Origin of the sequence: Pontibacter roseus DSM 17521 (assembly GCF_000373265.1) — a bacterium.
Lineage (GTDB): Bacteria > Bacteroidota > Bacteroidia > Cytophagales > Hymenobacteraceae > Pontibacter > Pontibacter roseus.
The window spans coordinates 509,112-529,570 of the sequence record NZ_KB890761.1 but is presented as its reverse complement, the minus strand read 5'-3'; the positions used below and the strand labels follow the sequence as shown (position 1 = coordinate 529,570).

General features: G+C 56.3%; 16 protein-coding genes. 6 read left to right on the top strand and 10 right to left on the bottom strand.

All coding sequences use genetic code 11. The features are described 5' to 3' along the window. The first annotated feature begins 25 nt into the window (after positions 1-25). Together B051_RS21890 and B051_RS0102345 are read left to right on the top strand one after the other, a co-directional pair. The gene (locus tag B051_RS21890) at positions 26-3,784 is read left to right on the top strand and encodes a S8 family serine peptidase (protein WP_083919411.1); all 3,759 of its coding nucleotides are present in this window, start codon (positions 26-28) and stop codon (positions 3,782-3,784) included. Between the two features lie 128 nt (positions 3,785-3,912). Next, positions 3,913-4,533, top strand: coding sequence for a hypothetical protein (locus B051_RS0102345; RefSeq protein ID WP_018476570.1), 621 nt, complete (start codon positions 3,913-3,915; stop codon positions 4,531-4,533). Positions 4,534-4,624: 91 nt separating this feature from the next. On the opposite strand, the gene B051_RS0102340 is transcribed toward B051_RS0102345, so the two are convergent. From B051_RS0102340 to B051_RS0102320, 5 genes are all read right to left on the bottom strand, one after another. Continuing rightward, positions 4,625-7,153 (bottom strand): DUF5916 domain-containing protein, encoded by a 2,529-nt coding sequence (locus B051_RS0102340; RefSeq protein WP_018476569.1) that lies wholly within the window; start codon positions 7,151-7,153, stop codon positions 4,625-4,627. Positions 7,154-7,366: 213 nt separating this feature from the next. Beyond that, positions 7,367-7,744, bottom strand: coding sequence for a co-chaperone GroES (locus tag B051_RS0102335; protein WP_018476568.1), 378 nt, complete (start codon positions 7,742-7,744; stop codon positions 7,367-7,369). 17 nt (positions 7,745-7,761) lie between these two features. Next, positions 7,762-8,289 carry a hypothetical protein gene (locus B051_RS0102330; RefSeq protein WP_018476567.1) on the bottom strand — a complete coding sequence of 176 codons (528 nt, stop codon included), beginning with the start codon at positions 8,287-8,289 and terminating at the stop codon, positions 7,762-7,764. Between the two features lie 141 nt (positions 8,290-8,430). Beyond that, positions 8,431-9,630 carry a homogentisate 1,2-dioxygenase gene (locus B051_RS0102325; protein ID WP_018476566.1) on the bottom strand — a complete coding sequence of 400 codons (1,200 nt, stop codon included), beginning with the start codon at positions 9,628-9,630 and terminating at the stop codon, positions 8,431-8,433. A gap of 75 nt (positions 9,631-9,705) precedes the next feature. Next, on the bottom strand, positions 9,706-11,388 hold the full coding sequence (locus B051_RS0102320) for a S41 family peptidase (protein WP_018476565.1): 1,683 nt from the start codon (positions 11,386-11,388) through the stop codon (positions 9,706-9,708). Positions 11,389-11,709: 321 nt separating this feature from the next. On the opposite strand from B051_RS0102320, the gene ruvX reads away from it, so the two are divergent. After that, positions 11,710-12,126, top strand: a complete 417-nt coding sequence (gene ruvX / locus B051_RS0102315; protein ID WP_018476564.1) for a Holliday junction resolvase RuvX — start codon at positions 11,710-11,712, stop codon at positions 12,124-12,126. Then, positions 12,123-12,692: a peptide deformylase gene (def, locus tag B051_RS0102310; RefSeq protein WP_018476563.1), complete on the top strand. Its 570-nt coding sequence runs from the start codon at positions 12,123-12,125 to the stop codon at positions 12,690-12,692. The genes ruvX and def overlap by 4 nt, the downstream gene beginning before the upstream one ends. Positions 12,693-12,813: 121 nt before the next feature. On the opposite strand, the gene lepB is transcribed toward def, so the two are convergent. The 5 genes from lepB to B051_RS0102285 all read right to left on the bottom strand — a co-directional run bounded on the left by lepB (position 12,814) and on the right by B051_RS0102285 (position 16,733). Then, a complete protein-coding gene (lepB, locus tag B051_RS0102305; protein WP_018476562.1) occupies positions 12,814-13,902 on the bottom strand; it encodes a signal peptidase I in 1,089 nt (362 codons plus the stop codon). An 86-nt stretch (positions 13,903-13,988) separates the two neighbouring features. Continuing rightward, positions 13,989-14,417, bottom strand: a complete 429-nt coding sequence (locus B051_RS0102300; RefSeq protein ID WP_018476561.1) for a DUF1810 domain-containing protein — start codon at positions 14,415-14,417, stop codon at positions 13,989-13,991. Between the two features lie 35 nt (positions 14,418-14,452). Further along, on the bottom strand, positions 14,453-15,781 hold the full coding sequence (locus B051_RS21885; RefSeq protein ID WP_018476560.1) for a MutS-related protein: 1,329 nt from the start codon (positions 15,779-15,781) through the stop codon (positions 14,453-14,455). A gap of 27 nt (positions 15,782-15,808) precedes the next feature. Next, positions 15,809-16,147 (bottom strand): hypothetical protein, encoded by a 339-nt coding sequence (locus B051_RS0102290; RefSeq protein WP_018476559.1) that lies wholly within the window; start codon positions 16,145-16,147, stop codon positions 15,809-15,811. Between the two features lie 58 nt (positions 16,148-16,205). Next, positions 16,206-16,733, bottom strand: coding sequence for a GNAT family N-acetyltransferase (locus B051_RS0102285; RefSeq protein ID WP_018476558.1), 528 nt, complete (start codon positions 16,731-16,733; stop codon positions 16,206-16,208). A 100-nt stretch (positions 16,734-16,833) separates the two neighbouring features. Between B051_RS0102285 and B051_RS0102280 the strand changes: the two genes are divergently transcribed. After that, positions 16,834-17,859 (top strand): zinc dependent phospholipase C family protein, encoded by a 1,026-nt coding sequence (locus tag B051_RS0102280; protein ID WP_018476557.1) that lies wholly within the window; start codon positions 16,834-16,836, stop codon positions 17,857-17,859. 107 nt (positions 17,860-17,966) lie between these two features. Continuing rightward, positions 17,967-19,538, top strand: coding sequence for a serine hydrolase (locus B051_RS0102275; RefSeq protein WP_018476556.1), 1,572 nt, complete (start codon positions 17,967-17,969; stop codon positions 19,536-19,538). Positions 19,539-20,459 lie beyond the last annotated feature (921 nt).

The window sequence follows — 20,459 nt, the reverse complement described above, 5'->3', positions numbered from 1 at the left end:
TAAAACTTCTACCTACTTGTACTTTATGAGATTTTTGAGCCTTTGGCTTGTTGGTGCAGCCATGGCTGCCGCTACTACCGGCATGGCGCAAGGGCGCAGCTCCCTGCCAGTCGAGGCGAACGTGCAGGAGTTGGGCCGCATAGCGGTGGCCGCCGAAAGGGACTACAAAGCCAACCGGGCTGCCGCCATGGCGCTTGCCCGGAAAAACGGCTGGGAAATAGAGAAAACCTACCGCGACGGCACGCACATCTCCCTGCAGGGGCTGGACGCCTTAGGTATGCCTATCTACTACATCACCTATAACAACAGCCGTGCGGCAGCCACCACAAAAACGAACCAGCTCTGGGCCGGGGGCTCTTTGGGGCTCAGCTTGAGCGGCGCGGGCAGCGCGGTCTCTGACAAAATGGGGATTTGGGATGGCGGACTCATACGCGAGTCGCATGTGGAGCTGCGGGGACGTATTGAACTCAAAGACAATGCCTCCAAACTCAACGAGCACGCCACCCACGTAGCCGGCACCTTGATGGCAAGCGGCCAGAACGCGCTCGCCAAAGGTATGGCTTTCGGGCTGCAGAAGCTCCAGGCCTACGATTTCAACAACAGTGTGGCGGAGATGGCGGAAGCCGCCAAGAACAACATGCTGGTCTCCAACCACTCCTACGGCTCCATTGCCGGCTGGCGCTACAACACCGAGCGCAAAGGCACCGACGAAGACCCTTACTGGGAATGGTGGGGCAACCCGGACATCAGCCAGACCGAGGACTACAAGTTTGGTTTTTATGATGAGACCACAGCCAGCTGGGACCGCATCGCCTACAACGCCCCGTACTTCCTGGTAGTAAAGTCGGGCGGCAACAACCGGGGCGAAACGGGACCTGAGGTGGGCAAGCCTTACTTCCAGCGCGGCAGCAACGGCAACTTCACGCTGGTGGCACAGCGTCCCGCGGGCCTGAGCAGCAACAACGGTTACGACGGCATCTCTACCTACGGCACCGCCAAGAACATCCTGACGGTGGGCGCGGTGAGGCCCATCCCCAACGGGTATAACCAGCCCTCCGAAGTAGCCATCTCCACGTTCAGCAGCTACGGCCCCACAGATGATGGCCGCATCAAGCCGGACATCGTGGGCAACGGCGTTTCGGTGCTCTCGACGACCGTTGAAAGCGACCACGCTTATAAGCAGTTGAGCGGTACATCCATGGCCTCGCCTAACGTGGCCGGCACCCTGCTCCTGCTACAGGAACATTACCTCAACATCCACAAGGACAAGTTGATGCGTGCCGCCACGCTCAAAGGCCTGGCCATACACACGGCAGACGAGTCAGGCACTGCGCCTGGTCCGGATTATGTGCACGGTTGGGGACTTTTAAATGCAGAGAAAGCGGCCAACGTGATTTCGAATACACAGCAGACGCACCTGGTGCAGGAGAACACGCTGGCGCAGGGGCAAGCCTATACCCTGGATGTGGTGGCATCCGGCACTGGTCCTTTGGTAGTTACCATCTCCTGGACCGACCCGGAAGGCACAGTGCTGCCTTCCAATGCCAGCTCAATGAACAGCCGCAGTCCGCGTCTGGTCAATGACCTGGATGTGCGTATCAGCCACAATGGCACCACCTTTCTGCCTTGGACGCTAGACCCCAACAAACCGGAACAGCCCGCCCAGCGCGGCGACAACATCCGCGACAACGTGGAGCAAATCACAATCCCCAATCCGGCTCCCGGCGAGAAGTATACTATCCGGATAGCCCATAAAGCTACGCTGCAGAAAGGCCCGCAGGCCTACTCCCTGCTCGTGAGCGGCGTGGGCGGCAAGGCCTACTGCACCAGCGCGCCCACCTCCGACCTCAACTCGAGAATCAACAAGCTGGTGTTCGATGGCAACACCCTCACCTTTGGGGGATGCTCCATGTACCGTAGCCAGATGCAGACAGTATTGAACTTTGAGCCGGGCCAGACGAAAACCCTTGCCCTTGAGCTGGGCACCTGCTGGGCTGACGCTGCGAAGGCAGCCAAGGTATACGTGGACTGGAACCAGGATGGAGACTTCACAGGTGCGGGCGAGGAAGTAGCCGTGTCAGGCATTGTCACAGGCACTGGCATCTTCAACGCATCCATTACAGCGCCAGCTACTGTACAGCCAGGCAACAGCACCCGGCTACGTATCGTGCTAGCCGAGACCTCCGATGCCAGCAGCATCACCCCTTGCGGCTCCTATACCCGCGGCGAGACGCAAGACTATACCGTGCGGTTCATGCAACCTGCGCGGGACATGGCGGTAGTGGACGTGGCTCCTGTCGGGGCTTCACTCTGTGCCGGGTCTACCCAGAGCTTCGTGGTACGGCTTCGCAACAGCGGCCTCGGCTCCCAGACCAACATTCCGGTCACGCTGAGTGTGCAGCGAAATGGCACGGAAGTGGCCCGGATGAATGGCTCCTATACCCGTTCGCTGCGCTCCTTTGCGGAGGATGAGTTGCTCCTGACAACCGACTTCGCAACGGAGGCAGGCGCCACCTATGAGCTTATCGCCACATCGGCCTTGCCGAACGATGCCGTAACAAGTAACAACCGCTCCACCCGCAGGTATGGCGTAGGCGGCAACACCGCCGCTCCGCAGGCAGTGGCCAACCGCTGCGGCGGTGACCCAAGCTATACCTTGACGGGCTCCGGCGAGGGCACTGTGTTCTGGTACACCTCGCCCACCGCCACCGTTCCTGTGGCCGCAGGCAATGTGGCACGAGTGGCTGCCGCCCAGGCCGGCGAGAAACTGTATGCCTCTTTGAATGATTTCGCTGCTACGGTGGGGCCAGCCACCAAGAACTTTGCCTCTGGCGGGTATAACCAGTTTACTCCAGACGTGACGGTCCAAACGGAGGCTCCTATGCTGCTGGAGAGCGCACGGCTGTACATCGGCCACTCGGGCAAAATCACGTTCACGGCCTTCAACTCAGATGGCGCGCCTGTGTCAAGCAAAACGCTGAACGTAAAGGCCACCCGCACCACGCCTGCCCCCGGTGTTCAACCTGACGACCCCAATGACAAGGGAGAGTTATACCACCTGGGTTTGGAACTGCCCGCTGCCGGAACGTATAACATTGCCATCGCTTACGAAGACAGCGCCACCATTTACCGGAACAATGCGGGCGTGACAGGTTATCCTTTCCAGGTACCGAACGTGTTCGCCATCACCGGCAACACGGCCAATCCTGGTCCATTGGACTACTACTACTATTTCTACGACCTCAAAATCAGAGCACTCGGCTGCAAGAGTCCACGTGTGGAGGTGCCGGTTGAAAATGGTACCCCGATTGCCCAGCCTGTGGTGCAACGCGAAGGACTCAGCCTGAAGTCAAGTATAGCGGAGGGCAATCAGTGGTACCTCAACAACCGGCTGATAGCAGGCGCGACCGGCCAAACCATCACTCCTTCCGAGAGCGGCAACTACAGCGTGCAGGCACAGTTGAAAGGCTGCGTATCGGATATGTCGCTCGCCTATACCTTTGCCTACCAGGCGGATGGGCGTGAGTTGAAACGGGAGTTAGTGGCCTCCCCGAACCCGAGCAGCGGCGTGTTCAAAATCCACTTCGAGACGAGCCAGCAGGAGAACCTGCACCTGGAGGTAATGGACATGCTGGGTCATGTTATCTATACCCGGCAGGTGGAGAACTTCAACGGCTTCTACGAGGCCTCCATTGACTTATCGGCGCGGGCATCCGGGGTATACCTGCTGCGGGTGCGCTTCGGGGAGCAGGCCTTCACGCAGAGGCTGCTGCTACAGCGGTAAAAACTCAGAAGCCCTGGCCGCAAGCCGGGGCTTTTTTACTCGTGTCCTGTTATTGTCATGTCACTCAGGCTCTTTTGCTATTCCCACCCGGACTGCCTATCTTCAGCAGCACAACCTAACCCGGTTCTATGAAAAACCTTCTACTCTCCCTGGGCTTTATGTTCCTTTTCGCGTCCTGTGCACAGCAGCCGCCACAGGCCAGCACCAGCACCGACTCAGGACCAAAGACCTCAGCGGATGTGGCCCAGGAGCAGCCTGCGCAGTTTCCGGTCACTGCCACGCAGCAGGCCTTCTTCACAAATTTAAGTAAGCTGTGCGGCAAGAGCTTCCGTGGCATTGCCGTGTTTCCGGCCGATGGCAAAGACCCTTTTGCGGGCAAGGAGCTGACGATGCATGTGCAAGCCTGCTCTGACACCACCATCCGCGTCCCGTTCCATGTGGGGGAGGATAAATCCAGAACCTGGGTAATCCGACAGATGGAGGAAGGTCTGCAGCTCAAACACGACCATCGCCACGAGGACGGCACCCCAGACGAGGTGACCATGTATGGCGGTATAGCTCTGGAGGCAGGCGATGCCAACGAAATGCGCTTTCCGGCTGACGCATATACTGCCCAGCTTATACCTGCCGCCGCCACCAATGAATGGACCCTCGCCCTCAGTCCAGACGGCAAAACCTTCAGCTACATTTTGAAGCGCGACAACCAACTCCGCTTCCGGGCCGACTTCGACCTGACCAAGCCACTTTAGCCACAGCGGCTATACCTGCATCTTCACCTAAACGAAAGGCCCGGCGCTACTGTAGTGCCGGGCCTTTCTGCTTGGGGGTTCCTTGCTTGTGCTAAGACTTGAACAGCTGCTTCTTCAACACCTGGTAGTCGATGAAGTAGAGCACCTTGATGGAGAGGCTGTTGGTCTGCGGCCCCGTAATGGTGCGGGTGAAGTTCTCGGGGTACCGGGGTATGATTTCCTGTTGGTCGTGGAGTATGGCGTTTTTCCAGACGATGCTGATTTCGCTGCCGGGTGCGAACCACCACGAGTACACCATGTCGATGTTGAAGGTGTTGAAGTTGATGTTGTGGTTCGGCTTCTCGTTGTCAGCATAGTACCCGGTGGGGTAGCCGTCTGGCAGCAGTTCCCCCTTGTCGCCCAGCAGGAAAAAGTGGCTATACTCCGCCTTGGACCAGTAGTGGCGCGCCCGCAGCGACAGCGACATCCGGTTGTTGAAAATGTAGGAGCCCGTCAGCGCATTGGTCACCGTGTTCACATCCCGCAGACCGAATAGCACGCGTTCCTCTTTCCCTGTTGTTCCGTAGTTTGTGAAGTGGTTGGCAAAGCCCATATCGTCTTGGCGTATGTTGCGGCTGAAGCTGTAGGTAAAGGAGAGCTTGTCGTTGACACGATAGCGAGGCGCCACCAGCACGTCTAGGTTTCGGCGCTCGTGCTCATTGAACGTGCGGTAGCTGAACTCCACGTCCAAGGCCAGCTTTTTACGGTAATCCGACGACACCCAGCCGCCTATGCTGGAGTTGGTCGGGAAGGTATAGTAGCGGCCTTCCACGCGCGGTTCAAAGAAGTCGTAGGTCAGGACAGGCTCCAGGTTGAAGAAGGTGCCCACGCTCAGGAAGTTCTTGAAAGTGCCGCTCACCCGCCCGTAGATGACGAAGTTCTGGAAGGCATCTGGCTTGTAGCGGCGGCTGTACACGGCTCCCAGCTCGGTGTTCATGTTCAGCAGCTTCCAGAAAGGCTGGTAGAAGTTGTAGCGCAGGTTCAGGTCCTCGTCCACGGTGTTGCGGATGAAGTTGATGCCCATGTCGTTGGGGTCGTAGGTGTCGGACTTCATGGAGTGGGTGAAGTTGTACTGGAAGTTGCCGCTCACCTTGCCCGCCCCTAGGCTATACATGTGCCCCAGACGCGTGTCGCCGGTATAGTATTTCTGGCTCAGCGCCGCCTTGCCGTCCACGGCGTACTTGTTGCTCTTGTTGGCTACCCGGAAGAGCAGGCCGGTCAGGTTGGCGTCGTAGGTGCTGCCCTGCCGCATCACGTTGGTGTTCACCAGCGTCACGTAGGAGTTGTTCTTGAGCGACTGGTCGAACACGGCGATGTTGTAGTTGGTGAGCGGCTGCGTCTCTTTGCGGAACTGGTTGCCTTCGCTATCCTCCAGCGTGGCGTACTGCCGCCCCACCACCGCGTTGAATACGCCTATACCCAGACCCGACTGCGTGCGGCCCGATATCTTGGTACCATTTATCATCTTCGTTTCGCGCGGATTTTCGATGATGGTATAGCCCAGTTCCTCCTGCTCGTCCGCATTCAGGTAATTCACAGGCCTGCCGCCGATGCGCCTCGAATAGAGAAAATCGCCTTTGTTGAAGAGCTCCGTGCCTTCCATGAAGAAAGGCCTGTTCTCGTTGAACTGCACCTCGAACGGCGACAGGTTGAGCACCTGGTTGTCGGACTGCACCTGGTTGAAGTCAGGTATGAGCGTCATGTCCAGCGTGAAGGCATCGTTGATGCCGTATTTCACGTCCATGCCGCCACTGAAGTTGAAGTTGTCTTTGTAGGAAGTGGTGCCGTCGCCGTTCTGCTGCGGGTACTTCTCGGCATAACCCGATACGTAAGGCGTCAGCGACAGGCGCAGCGGCGCCTCCACGTTCTTTATACCCGTCAGCTTGCCCCACTGGTTCACGAAGCCGTTGATGGCCGGGTCGACGTGGTTCCAGAAATAGCCCTTGCGCGTAGATTGCCGGTTGCGCATGAAATTGAGCCCCCACAGCTGCTCCGGTTTGTTGCTGAAGCGGAGCGCCGAGTAAGGTATGCGCATCTCAGCCACCCAGGTGTTGCCTTGCAGACTGGCATTGCTTTCCCATACGGCGTTCCAGCTGAAGTCCTCGCCGTTGGAGGAGTAGCGGGCATCGAGCTGCACGCCTGCCGGCGTCAGGAAAAAGCCAAACCCGTTAATCTGGTCGTTGTAGGTGTCGAAGAAAACCCCGAAAAAGTCGGTATTGCCTAGGTCGTCGCGCTTGCCCATCTGCTTGAAGATGCTGTCCTGGGACACGTCGTTCATGATGGCGCCCACATAGATGGCCACATCGTCGTAGAGGATGCGCACCTGCGTGGGGTGTGTCTCCATTGGCCCCGGGTTAGGCCTGTTTTGGATGAAGCCGGTGGCTATCTCAGCCTGCTGCCATACCTCCTCGTCCAGCACCCCATCAATTTTCAGCGGATTGGAGACACGCAAAGCCTGCAGCTGTTTGGCCGGTGCCACGCTTTTCTTCTCCTGCGCCCAGGCAGGGGAGCTCACCAGGAACCAGCAAACAACCAGCGCCGCCTTGCACAGCACTGGGAACTTCGGTAGAAATACATTCATAGAGGTAGACGGACACGGCTGAGACAAACCCAGAAAACCACAAAGGTATACAATAGATGAATTGTTTGGACTGCTGGTTGCTTCAGCACCAGAACATTCCGGCCAACGAGCGGCGCGGGAAGGTGAACAGGCAGATTTCATCTACGAAAGTAAGGGCACAAAAAAGCGCCATACCTGCTGGGCAGGTATGGCGCTCTCTGGAAACCGGCGGCTCTACAAGTCCTCTTCCCGCACCAGCATCAGCACCGCCGACTGCGGCACGATGAAATACTTCTCGCCGAGGTAGTTTATCTCGATGGCGTCGCGCTGCAGATAGATGGCCAGGTCGCCTTCTTTGGCCTGCAAGGGCAGGTAGCGCACCGCGTCCTGTTCATCCTGCTCCAACTCATCATCAAAGCCATAGTCCGCAGGCATGGGGTAGCCTGGGCCTACTTTCATCACGTAGCCTTCCTGTACCTTCTCCTTCTCCTGCACCCCGGGCGGCAGGTATAGCCCGCTCTGGGTCTGTTCCCGCGAGGTCTTGGGTTTTATGAGCACCCGGTCTCCTACAATGATGATTTTCTCCAGCTTGTTCTTCTCTGAAATTCTCATGGATAAGGTATGCATAATTAGATGGGGTCTGCGGTTACTTTGAAGCGCATGGCCGCCTGAATGGCTATGTCGCGGGTAATGGGTTTGCCAATGGCCGCCTTGGTGCGCACGGTATAGGTGTCTCCTTTGATGTATTTGTCGAGCTTGGCATTGGTGGACTTCAAGGTGATGGAGCTTACGCCCTTCGGCACCTCGTCCAGATAGGCAATCTTCGTTTCCTCCCCTTTCTCATTGCTCAGGTGGATTTCGATGCTCCGCAGGAAATCGAAGTTCTCGCCGGCCGGCTCCGCTATGGTGAGTTTCAGCTCGCTCAGGCTCACGTCCTTCACCAGCTCAGCGCGGGTCTTGTTGTTCTGGAAGGTCTCCCTGGAGTTGGTCGTGACAGGTATAGGCGACAAGGGCGTCACCACGCCTATCGGGAAGTTTGACTCGATGCGGATAGTCTCCTCCTCCTCTATGTAAAAGGTCAGGAGGTTGTCCACCTCTTCACAGGATGTTCCAATAAAAGTCAGCAGCACCAGCACCGCCAGCAGTAGTCTTGTCATAAAAAGGTGAAATGTAAAGCGCTATTCGTCATTTGTTTACTCGTGTGACGGGCCAAAACGAGTAGAGCAGCTCAGTGGGCTGCTCTACTCGTTCGCCTGCACAGGGTGCAAAACTACTAAAAAGGATTGAAAGTCGGATGCTTAGTCAGACAAGTCGGCAGCGCGTGAGCCACCGGGGCCATGCTCAAGCCAGCTCATGGGGTAGTTCCTGTCCATCAGGCCCACGGCCTCCTCGGTCAGGTATAGCGGCTTGAAGGTGTCAATCATCACAGCATACTCATGCGTCTCTTTCTTGCCGATGCTCGCCTCCACCGTGCCCGGGTGCGGACCGTGCGGTATACCGCCTGGGTGTACCGTGAACGATGCCCTGTCCACGCCCTTGCGTGACATGAAATCCCCGGCTACGTAGTACAGCACCTCATCCGAATCCACGTTGGAGTGGTTGTAAGGCGCAGGTATAGCCTCGGGGTGGTAGTCGAACAGGCGCGGCACGAAAGAACAGATGACGAAGTTGTGCGCCTCGAAGGTCTGGTGCACGGGAGGCGGCTGGTGAACGCGGCCGGTTATGGGCTCAAAGTCATAGATGGAGAAGGCGTACGGGTAGAAATAGCCATCCCAACCCACCACGTCAAACGGGCTGAAGTCGTAGTAATACTGGTGCAGCATACCGTCTTTCTTGATTTGGACGAGGTGCTCGCCTCCCTCCTGGTATTCAATCAGCTCATGCGGGGCCCGGATGTCGCGCTCGCAGAACGGCGCGTGCTCCAGCAGCTGCCCGAAGTGGTTGCGGTAGCGGCGCGGCGTCTCTATTGGGCTGAACGACTCTGTGATGAGCAAGCGTACCGGCCCCTCGTTGAAGTGGAACTGGTGGATGATGGTGCGCGGAATCACGATGTAGTCGCCTTCTTGGAACTCCAGCTTGCCCATCTGCGACAGCAGCACACCGCTGCCCTCGTGCACGAACACCACCTCATCGGCCTGGCCGTTCTTGTAGTAGTAGTTCATGTGGCGCTCCGACGGGTTACAGATGCTGATGGCCACATCGCTGTTGAGCAACATGGTCCTGCGGGCAGTTAAGTAATCGGTACCGGTTACGGTCTGGTCGAGTGTCTTCAGGTGGTGCGGGGCCAGCTTGATGCCCTCGGCCACCTTGGGCGCGTAAGGCACCGGTTCGCCGATGCGCGTGATGCGGGTAGGTGGGTGCACGTGGTACAGCAGCGACGACAGGCCGCTAAAGCCCAAGGTACCAACCAGTTGCTCCGCATACAGGCTGCCGTCCGGCTGCCTGAACTGGGTGTGCCTCTTCTGTGGGATGTTGCCTAGTTTGTGATAATAAGCCATTCCTTCTATAGGGTTATAGTTCTGACAGGCCGCCCTACCGGACGCCCGTCCTTATACTTTATACTGAGTGGATGGTTAAGCACCCCGAGCCAGGCGCTGCGCCTGCCCGAACTGCCGGAGCGCCTGCTGGAACTCCTCGTCCTTTTCGTGCAGCACCGGGAAGAACCCTTCGTTGCCATACACGCTGCGCCCGATAAAAGCCTTCAGGTTGTTGCGCAGCAGCTCCTTGGAGCGGTTGTACTGCGCCTCGTCATAGGCCACGTCCGACTGAGCGGCCACCCGGCGAAAATCCTGCAGCATCTTATCGGTCACGACAAAGGACTTGTTGAACTTATCGAACGACATTTTCTCCAGGGTTTTACGGTTGTCGTTGTAATATCCCAAGGCGTATTCCCGCAGCACGTTCTTGTTGTAAAGCTGGCTCAGGTACTCCGACAGCTCGGTGGTATCGCGTGGCACGAACACGTCCGGCATAATGCCACCGCCGCCATACACGACACGTCCCTTAGTGGTTTTGTACTTGAGCGAATCCACAAACAGGCTGCTGTCCGGGTGGAAGAACTCCCCGTTTTCGAGGCGGTGCAACAGGTCTTTCTGGTAGTCTTCGGCGCCGGCCACGTAGGGCTTCTGGATAGAACGGCCGCTTGGGGTGTAGTAGCGCGAGATGGTCAGGCGCAGCTCAGAGCCATCGTTGAGCGGAATGGGCATCTGCACCAACCCTTTGCCAAACGATCGACGGCCTACAATCAGGGCACGGTCGTTGTCCTGCAGCGCGCCGGCCACAATCTCGGAGGCGGAGGCGCTTCCCTCGTCCAGCAGAACAATGAGCGGACCGCTCTCAAAATCGCCGCGGGTGCGGGCAAAGGATTTGGAGTCGTAGCGGGTGCCTTTGCCGTCGGTATACACAATCATTTTGTCTCCGGCTATGAACTCATCGGCCATGCGGGTGGCGTGGTCCATGTAGCCGCCGGGGTTGCCGCGCAAATCCAGGATGAGCTGCTGCATGCCTTTCTTTCGGAGCGCCGTCAGGGACTGCTTGAACTCTTCAAAAGTGTTAGCCGAGAAGCGGCTCACTTTGATGTAACCGGTGTTGTTGTTCACCATGTAACTCACATCCACAGAAACAGTCGGGATTTTGTTGCGGCTGATACTGAAGGGGAGCAGCTTTGGGTTGGCTTTACGCTGGATTTCCAGGTTGACGGTGGTGCCTTTGGGGCCGCGCAGTCGCTTGAACACGCCCTCGTTGTTGATGCCTATACCTGCCACGTTCTCCCCGTCCACTTTGATGATTTTGTCACCTGACTGTATGCCGGCCGCCTCAGAGGGGCCTCCGCTCAGCGGGGTGATGACGTAGATGGTGTCCTTGAAGATGTTGAACTCAACGCCTATACCTTCAAAGTCGCCTTCGAGGTAGGAGCGCGCCATGGCCAGGTCAGCTGATGGGATATAGGAGGTATGTGGATCCAGCTTCTCGAGCATCTTGGTGATGGCGTGGTCGGTGAGGGCTTCGGTATCCACGGTGTCCACGTAGTCGCGGTCAATGTAGCTGAGCACGTCCCGGAATTTCAGGTATGCCTTGGCAGTGGCCTGCGGGTTGTTGTCGGAAGGGGAAAAGGTATTGGCACCCAGCAGTACGCCGGCCAGCAGCGCCCCGGCTATGTACAGGGGCAGCCGCACCTGGAACAGAGAGTTCCTGTGCCTGCCCTGTGCTGGCTGCTCCGGCTGCTCCTGGTGGTCATGTCTGGTTTCTTCGCTCATCTCAATCTCTAAAAACGGTTAAATATAAAGCTAAGCTCTCGCTTTCGTGCAGCTTTTTGGCACAATTATTCACATCCGCCTGCAGGACATCCCTATTTCCGTATACCTGCTCAGCATGTGGCTTGTTTTCACTTTAACATTACAACAGGCCGTATTTATTCCATTTTAAAGGAATATAATACTTTTATTGGCAACCATCTGGCTCCCGAAAGTGGCTCCAGGCGGGCAAAATCCAAATTAATCCATTACCTTTGCACCTCAATACCAAGCCATAACCCTGCCAGAACGCCTTGTTGCCGGCAGGTATGCTGGCAAAATACTATGGGACGGATTTTGGCAATAGATTATGGGAACAAGCGCGTGGGGCTGGCAACCACGGATGCCCTACAGCTCATTGCCTCTCCCCTGGAAACCGTGCATGCCCAGGATGTGTTGTCGTACCTGAAAGCCTACACGGCCCGGGAGACGGTGGACGCCTTTGTGGTGGGCATGCCGCGCCGCCTGACCGGCGAGGCCACCGACGCCACGCCACATGTGATAGGCTTTGTGCGTAAGCTGCAGAAGGAGTTCCCGGCCATAGCGGTGCACACCGTGGACGAGCGCTTTACCTCCAGCATGGCCAAGCGCGCCATGATAGACGGAGGCCTGAAGAAGAAGGACCGCCAGGACAAAGGCACCGTGGACCGTGTGAGCGCCGCCATTATTTTACAGTCGTATTTAGAAAGCAGATTGATATGATTTACCCGATTACCGCCTACGGCGACCCCGTGCTGAAGGAGCCGGCACAGGACATTCCACAGGATTACCCTGAGCTCAAGGAGCTGATTGACGACATGTACACCACCATGTACCACGCGCACGGCGTCGGGCTGGCCGCTCCGCAAATCAGCAAAAGCATCCGCCTGTTCGTGATAGACTCCGAGCCAATGATGGACGAAGGCGACGAGGGCAAGGGCGTGAAGAAGGCTTTCATCAACCCGGAGATTATTGAGGAGGATGGCGAAGAGTGGGGCTTTGAGGAGGGCTGCCTGAGCATACCCGGCGTACGTGAAGTGGTATACCGCCCGGAGCGCATCGTCATCCGCTACTTCGACCAGGACTGGAATGAGCACACCGATACCTACGACGGCATGACGGCCCGCGTGATACAGCATGAGTACGACCACATCGAGGGCATCCTGTTCACGGACCACCTCTCCGGCCTGAAAAAGCGCCTGATTAAGAACAAGCTCAACAAGATAACCAAAGGCGACGTGGACGCGGATTACCGCATGAAGTTCCCGACGCTGGCCAAGAAGCGATAGGCTATACCTTGCACAAGGACAAAAGCGCCTGCCACAACCACTGTGGCAGGCGCTTTATTTTATGGACTCCCATGAATCCACCGGCTATACCTTTGGGCACATTGGCCTGCCTGCAGACTAGTTAATCCACCACCTGGAGCAGCCTGCTCCACCTCACTTTGTCAAACAATTCTGCATTTTGATCCACCGACATCCACACGAATACCGCCTTGCCCACCACATGGTCCTCGGGCACAAAGCCCCAGTAGCGCGAGTCGAGGGAGTTGTGGCGGTTGTCGCCCAGCATGAAGTAGTAGTTCTGTTTGAAGGTATAGCGCTTTGCTTCTTTGCCGTCCAGGTATAGCCTGCCGTCGCGCACCTCTGCGTTTTCGTTCTGTTCGTAGTGCAGGATGATTTGCTCGTAAAGCGCCAACGTCTCGGGTGTGATGGCCACGGTCACGCCTTGCTTCGGGACGTACAGCGGACCGTAGTGGTCCCTGTTCCAGGTATAGCCGGCAGGGAAAATTCCCGCCTCCGCCTCGTTCCGCTGCATTTGCTGCAATACCGCTTCCTGCACGAAGTCCAATGAAGCCAGCGCCTTAGCCTTCTCCGCCGTGGTGTGCACCATATACCCTCCGGTCACCCCATACGCTTCGGTGATGTCGCGGTCGTGGAAGAACTTCTCCTGCAGCACCTTGTCTGTGGTTACCAAGTAAGCGTACTGCTGCTGCTCCGGGGTGTCGGCGGCCTTGCCGTTGAGGTATACATTCCCACTACGAATCTCAAGCGTGTCTCCTGCTATACCTACGCAGCGCTTGACGTAGTGCGTTTTCTGGTCGGTTGGGTGCTGCGCCTCAGCCGGATAGTTGAACACGACCGCGTCGTTGCGCTTAATTTGAGAGAAACCCGGCAACCGGAGCGGCTTGAGTTGGATGGCATCGGTATAGGCAGGTATGGCAGTGCCCCAGATGGTCTGGTGCGTGAGCGGCACCTGTAGCGGCGTGATGGGCGTGCGCGACCCGTAGTGCAGTTTGCTCACAAACAGGCGGTCGCCCACCAGCAGCGACTTCTCCATGGAAGGCGTTGGGATGGCGTAAGCCTCAAAAGTGGCCCATCGGACAAACGTGGAGACGACCACGGCGAACATCAGGGCGTTGCCCCACTCCCGCAAGGCGCTCTTTTTAACCGGCTGCTGCTTTGCAGCTTCCTCCTTCCAGAATCTCAGGCTCATAGGTATAACATAGTCTGTGTGCTATATTATAACTGATGGCACTTGGAGGAGATTGTGTTTTAAGGTGAAAAATTTCAACACTTGCCTTACCTATTGTTTAAGAGCTGTACTGTTTTTGGGTCTTCCTGACCATCGTAGTATTTATCCAGCACTGCCTTGAACACCGGATTGGCCTCAGGTATAGCCGCAAAAAGCGTCATGCTCGACTTAAGTTTCAAATCATCCGGGTTACCGAAAATCTGGTTGGCCGTTTTGCCTTCCACCTGGAGCAGGGCTTTTGAAATCTCCATAAGGCGCTGTCCCAGCACGGGGTGCTCCAAGTATAGCCGGGCCTCCTGCAGATTCTGGATGGCGTAGAACCGGGCGGTCTCGCTATACCCTAGCCCTTGCAGTTGCGGGAAGATGTACCACATCCAGTGGCTGCGCTTGCGCCCGCTTTTTATCTCGGTCAGTGCCTGCTGATAACTGTCGGCTTGTGCTTCCAGAAAACGGTTTAGGTTATAGTTGTTCGTCATTTGGTCAAAGGTATACGTGAATTCCAGGAGATAAATCAGGATGGTTTCAAGCCTGCAGGTATAGCAGTGGGCTGGGCACTCAAAAGTGTTCCCAAACCTTCTTTCTCAAAAAGTATCCTGCCAATGCGGAGTTGGGACCAGCCGTCTCTGAGGGTGTAGGAGAACCTGGGAAGCCCATCCTCCAGCCGGCACTCGATGTAACACTTCCTGATGCGCTCCCTGCTGCCGTTCTCCAGGTGTTCCTCCAGCTGCAGCATGTGGGTGGATATAAGGAAGAAGGAGCCCTGGAACCTGGTGAGCCCACTGACGGTGGTGCGGGTGATGTCGAGCGCATCGTCCACGTTGGTGCCCCGGAATATCTCATCGAACACGGCAAAGCACTTTCGGTTTCCTGTTGTGGCCTGCACCACCGCCTTGAGGTGCGCTATCTCCGTCATGAAATGGCTGTAGCCGTCCCGCAGGTTATCGTTGAGGTTGATGGCAATAGCGATGGAATGGAAGAAGGGAACCGAGCAGGCCGCGGCCGGCACGGGAAACCCGGTGTGCGTCAGGTATACGCAAATGGCCACCGCCTTCAGCAAGGTAGACTTCCCGGACATGTTGGGACCAGTGAGCAGCAACACGTTCTGGTCTGCGTCGAGCTCCAGCGTGTTCTTGACAGGATGCTGCAAAACGGGGTGGTAAAACGCCTCCAACCTGAAAAAATCGCTGTTGAAAGTGGGAAAAGAGAAGCCGTGCGCCAGCATTCCTTTCGCGATAGACCAGTAAGCCTCAAACGAAAAGAAAAACTCCCAGAACCGGTTGGCCTCGCCCTGACCCAGGTCCTGCAGCAGTTGCGTGAAGCCTATGATTCTGGGTATGGTAAAACGCCCCTCCTTAATCAACCTGGCGTGGGCTTCGAGTCGGAGCCTGTTCAGAAAGGTGAAAGCGTTCAGCAGTTCTTTCTGAAAGCTGCCTGGAAACTTGGAGGCATCGAGCTGCGCCAGGTAGCGCTTTTGGATGTCATGCAGCAGCAACACGATTTGCACCGCCCTGGCACGCAGTCTGTTCCGCTCCGCCTCATCGAGCAGGAGCCTGAACGCAGGCATCCATATACCTGACTCGATAACCGAGCTGCGGCTCGAAATGCCTTCAAAGTGGGTGTACACCTCCCGCAAATCGAGCCGGCGGTAGGTGAAGCCCTCCAGTACCACCCAGTTTGCCAACATGCCCTTGGTCACCGCTTGCCGTTCCAGCACCTCCGCTTCCGTGGCAGGCGGCGTGTTGAGCAAGGCCGTCAGCCGGGCCGCCGACTGCTCGTTGTTAGTGAAGTCAAAGAAGGGAAGCACATCTGTCTCAAGCTTCAAATCCTGCACATGCATCATAGGCGCTAGGTATAGGGGGTGAGTGAATCAAGTGGAAAGCCTGTACACCAGAATCAAAAGGGCAATCAGGAAGATGGTGGTATAGATTTGTTTGTTATACCTGGCCAGCCAGTTGGGCAGGTAGATATCGAAATTGTCCTGGGTGGAATCAGAGAACCTTCTGGCCACCAGGGTAACAGGGCACATGTTCTTGAAGACGGCCAGCACCAAACCTTCCAACAGAATCAGACCGATGCAAACCCAGACCCACTCATCTATCTTGTCCACGATAACAGCATACAGCAGGTAAAAGATGACGACATTGAAAAACACCCAGATGGCCGTGTGGATGAGCTTTATCAACCGCAGTTTCTCTTTCTCTGTCATAGCCCTGTAGCCTAAGCCTGTTGCCCTCTACCTTACCAAACATGCTGGGAAGAGCCTCTCAGTTAGTTTGAAGCGTAATCTCATACAGCATGAGCTCTTCGTTGTCGTTGGGCAGCTGTACCATCTTGCTATACCTGAGCCCCAATTTCTCCAGAAGCTTTTGGGACGCGATGTTGTCTTTGGCAGTAATTGCCCTGATTTGCCCTATCCCAAACTCCTCCACACCGGCACGCTTGATTTCGCTTGCCGCCTCAAAGGCATAGCCTTTTCCCTCGTGCTCAGGCAGAAACGCAAACCCGATGTCGATGCCCTCTAGCCCCTCCCGGTCATAGAGCCCGCAGACGCCCACCTTCACCCCATCCGATTTCCGGATGATGGTATAGTTAGAGAAGCCGAGCCGCTCCAGCTGTGGCGTCATCCTGTTTCGGATGTACACCTGCGCGTCCTCCACTGATTTCACGTTCCTGTCCCCGATGTATTGCAGCCACTTGGGCGTGTTCAGCAGCCCTAACAGGAAAGGCGCATCTTCTTCAGACGTGGGCTTGAGTAGCAATCGTTCTGTTTCGAATGACTTGTATGGACTCATGGCGTTGGTTTTAGGTATAGGATGGTGCTCGTGGCCCCAGCGAATGCAGCGGGAGCTAAACACAATATACAATAATTTCGATTCAACGTACACGGCAGGTATGGCTTTCCGACAAATCGCTATCCTGCTGCTTCTCCTGCTCCTGCCGCCCGCCACAGGGTATGGCTGGGGATTTTTCGCGCACCAGTGCATCAACCGGCTGGCCGTGTTCACGCTGCCGCCCGAGATGGTGGGGTTCTACAAGAAACACATCCGCTACATAACCGAGAACGCCGTCAACCCCGACCGCCGCCGCTACGCCGTGGAGGGCGAGGCGCCCCGGCACTACATCGACATTGACGTATACGGCGACAGCGCGCTATACCTGATGCCGCGCTTCTGGCAGGAGGCGGTGGACAGGTATGGCGAAGACACCCTGATGGCCCACGGCATCGTGCCCTGGCACATCAACCTGATGAAGTTCCAGCTCACGCAGGCTTTCAAGGAGCGCGACCTCGACCGCATCCTGCGCCTCTCCGCCGACATAGGGCACTACATCGCCGATGCCTGCGTGCCCCTGCACACCACCCGCAACTACAACGGCCAACTCACAGGCCAGCGGGGCATCCACGCCTTCTGGGAGACGCGCCTCCCCGAGATGCTTTCCGACGACTACGACTTCTTTGTGGGGCAGGCCCAATACATCGAGCAGCCCCAGCGCAAGGCCTGGGAACTGGTGATGGGTGCACACATGGCCCTGGATTCGGTACTGCGCCTTGAGCGGGAGCTCACCCAGGAGTTCAGCGAGGAGAAGAAGTACAGCTACGAGGTGCGCGGCAACGTGACTACCCGTGTCTACTCCCGCGCCTTCTCGGAGGCCTATCACCGGCGCCTCAACGGGCAGGTGGAGCGGCAGATGCGGCTGGCGGTGCAGACCGTATCGAGTTTCTGGTATACCGCCTGGGTAGACGCCGGGCAACCAGACCTGCGCCTGCTGGCCAGCGACATTTCTGAAGAAGAGAAACAACGCCTGAAGCTGGAGGAGAAAGAGTACGAGCAGGGGCCGCACAAACCGCGGGAGGAGGGCGAGGCACGCGTTGAGCGCCAGCCGCTATACCTGGGTCGGAACGAGCAGACGCAGGAGTAAGCGCATGCCACAGATTTCCATGGCCTATACCTTGTAACTATCCGGTGGCGCGCTTGTGCGAAGGGTATAAAATTCTCTATCTTGCCTTGATTTAAACACTCACCTTCATGAATCATACCTATACCTCTGTCAGGCAGTGGCTCCTTCTGCTGCTGTCTGTCGTCACCCTACAGGCCTCGGCACAAACGGCCTCCCCTAAAACAACCGTAGATTTCAATAGACTGGACGCCTATTTCCAGAAGGCCCTCAAAGACTGGGACGTGCCCGGCATGGCCATCGCCATCGTGAAGAACGACTCCGTGGTATTCGCCAAGGGGTACGGCGTGCGCGACCTCAAAGCGGGCGGACAGGTGGATGCTAACACAGTCTTCGGCATCGCGTCCAACTCCAAGGCCTATACCGCCGCGGCGCTGGGCATTCTGGTAGACGAAGGCAAACTCAGCTGGAACGACCCGGTAACGAAGCACCTGCCCTACCTGCAGCTCTACAACCCCTACGTCACCCAGAACCTCAACATCAAGGACCTGCTCAGCCACCGCGCCGGCTACCGGACCTTCAGCGGGGATTTGCTCTGGTATAACACCACCTATAGCCGCCGCGAGATTCTGGAGCGCGCCCGCCACCTGAAGCCCGCCTACGGCTTCCGCGATGGCTATGGCTACTCCAACCTCATGTTCATAGCGGCCGGTGAGGTGATAGAAGCTGTGTCAGGCCAGAAATGGGAGGAGTTCATCAAGCAGCGCTTCTTCACTCCGCTTGGCATGACCCGTTCCTATACCTCCGTAAACGAATTGGCCGGCAAAGACAACGTCGCCTCCCCACACGGTTTTGACGAAAAGCAGAAGCCCTTCCCTACCACCTTCACCGCCTGGGACAACTGGAACCCGGCCGCCGGCATTTTCACGAGCGTGAACCAGCAGGCCCAGTGGATGCGCCTGCAGCTCAACCGCGGCACCTACAAAGGCAAGAAAATCTTCAGTGAAGACGCCAGCCGTACCATGTGGACCGCCCACAACGCGCTGCCCGTTTCAAAGCAGGCGGAGACCAACGTACCCTCCACGCACTTCTCAGCCGCCGGCTTGGGTTGGATGATGAATGACTACGAAGGGCGCAAAGTCATGTCGCATGGCGGCGGCCACGAGGGCATGAACAGCCGCACCGTGCTGGTACCCGAGGAGAACCTGGGCATCGTGATTCTGACCAACAGCATGAGCAGCATCATGTCGCCGCTGGCCAACTATACCCTGGACCAGTTCCTGAGCGTGCAGAACGGCCGCGACTGGAGCCGCGTCACCCTGGACAACATCGCCAAAAACCGCAAGGCACAGGAAGAGGCCCAGGCCAAAGCCGCCAAGGAGAAGCCCCGCAAGAGCAAACCCACCATGGATTTGGAAGCCTACGCCGGCACCTATACCAGCCCCCTGTATGGCGACGCCACCGTTACCGTGCAGAACAAGAAGCTGGTGTTGCAGCTGGCGCCAGCGCCGGCACTGGGTGGCGAGCTGTCCCACTGGCAGCACGACATCTTCGACCTGGCCTGGAAAAACAACTTCGCGCTCCTGACCCCTACCCGCGTGCGCTTCATCGTGGGCCCGGACAGCAAGATAGCCGAGATGCGTCTCGACTCAGACAACCCTGACTTCCACTTCAGTGAGTTGGAGTTCCGGAAAGTCAAGTAGACGAGCTAGTGCAGCCTATAAACAAAAAGGCCATACCTCAGGGTATGGCCTTTTTTCTTTTCAACAACTGCAACCTATCCTACTACAACAGCAATCACGCTGACAACGGCGAAGTAGCCTGCAATCACAATGTAGGCAAGAGCATCATCATTATAGTAAAGTTTTTTCATGACTGACAACCTTTTATAAATTAAACAACACTACTATACCTTTGGCTGTCATTGTATTAATATTTTACGAAAAGCATTGTAATATGTTGGCTTCACAGCCAGCAAAGTCTCACCAATAGGTGTGACCATCAGCCTTCTAAACCTCTCTTTTAGCTGAGAAGCAATCAATTAAGCCTATCCAAAATAGGATAGGCAGCGCGCTGCTTTGCTGCCTCCCAAACACATTCCGGCCTGATGCCCTTGCACGGAACCGAAAAAAGAAAGGGGCGGCACTCATCAAGTGCCGCCCCTTTAAAATGGTATTGCAGACTACTTACGCTATCGTTACCAGAAAACTGCTGACAGCACTGCAAGCGATAAAGTAAATGGCAACAATCGCATAAGCAGAAGAATTGTTAAGAGTAAATTTTTTCATGATGTTTAGAAAGGTTTATGGTTAAGGTTAGAATTGGTTGATAAGCATCAGAAAAATTCATTTCCATAGATAAACCTGTATACAGGGAGGCGGATGACACAAATAAATATTAAATAAATATTATATACAAATTTTGGTATATTATTTTCATTTATCTGCACAATAACCAGCCTCTGCTTACGTTAGCGCATCCTGTTATACTACAACCAGCTATTTGCCAGAACAGTACAAAAAAGCAAATCGTTCACGGAATAATTCATCATTATAATTTTTCGCTACGCACAGTATGCAGCAACCCGCAGAAAGTCAAAAACATAGCCTTACAAATCCAAAAGC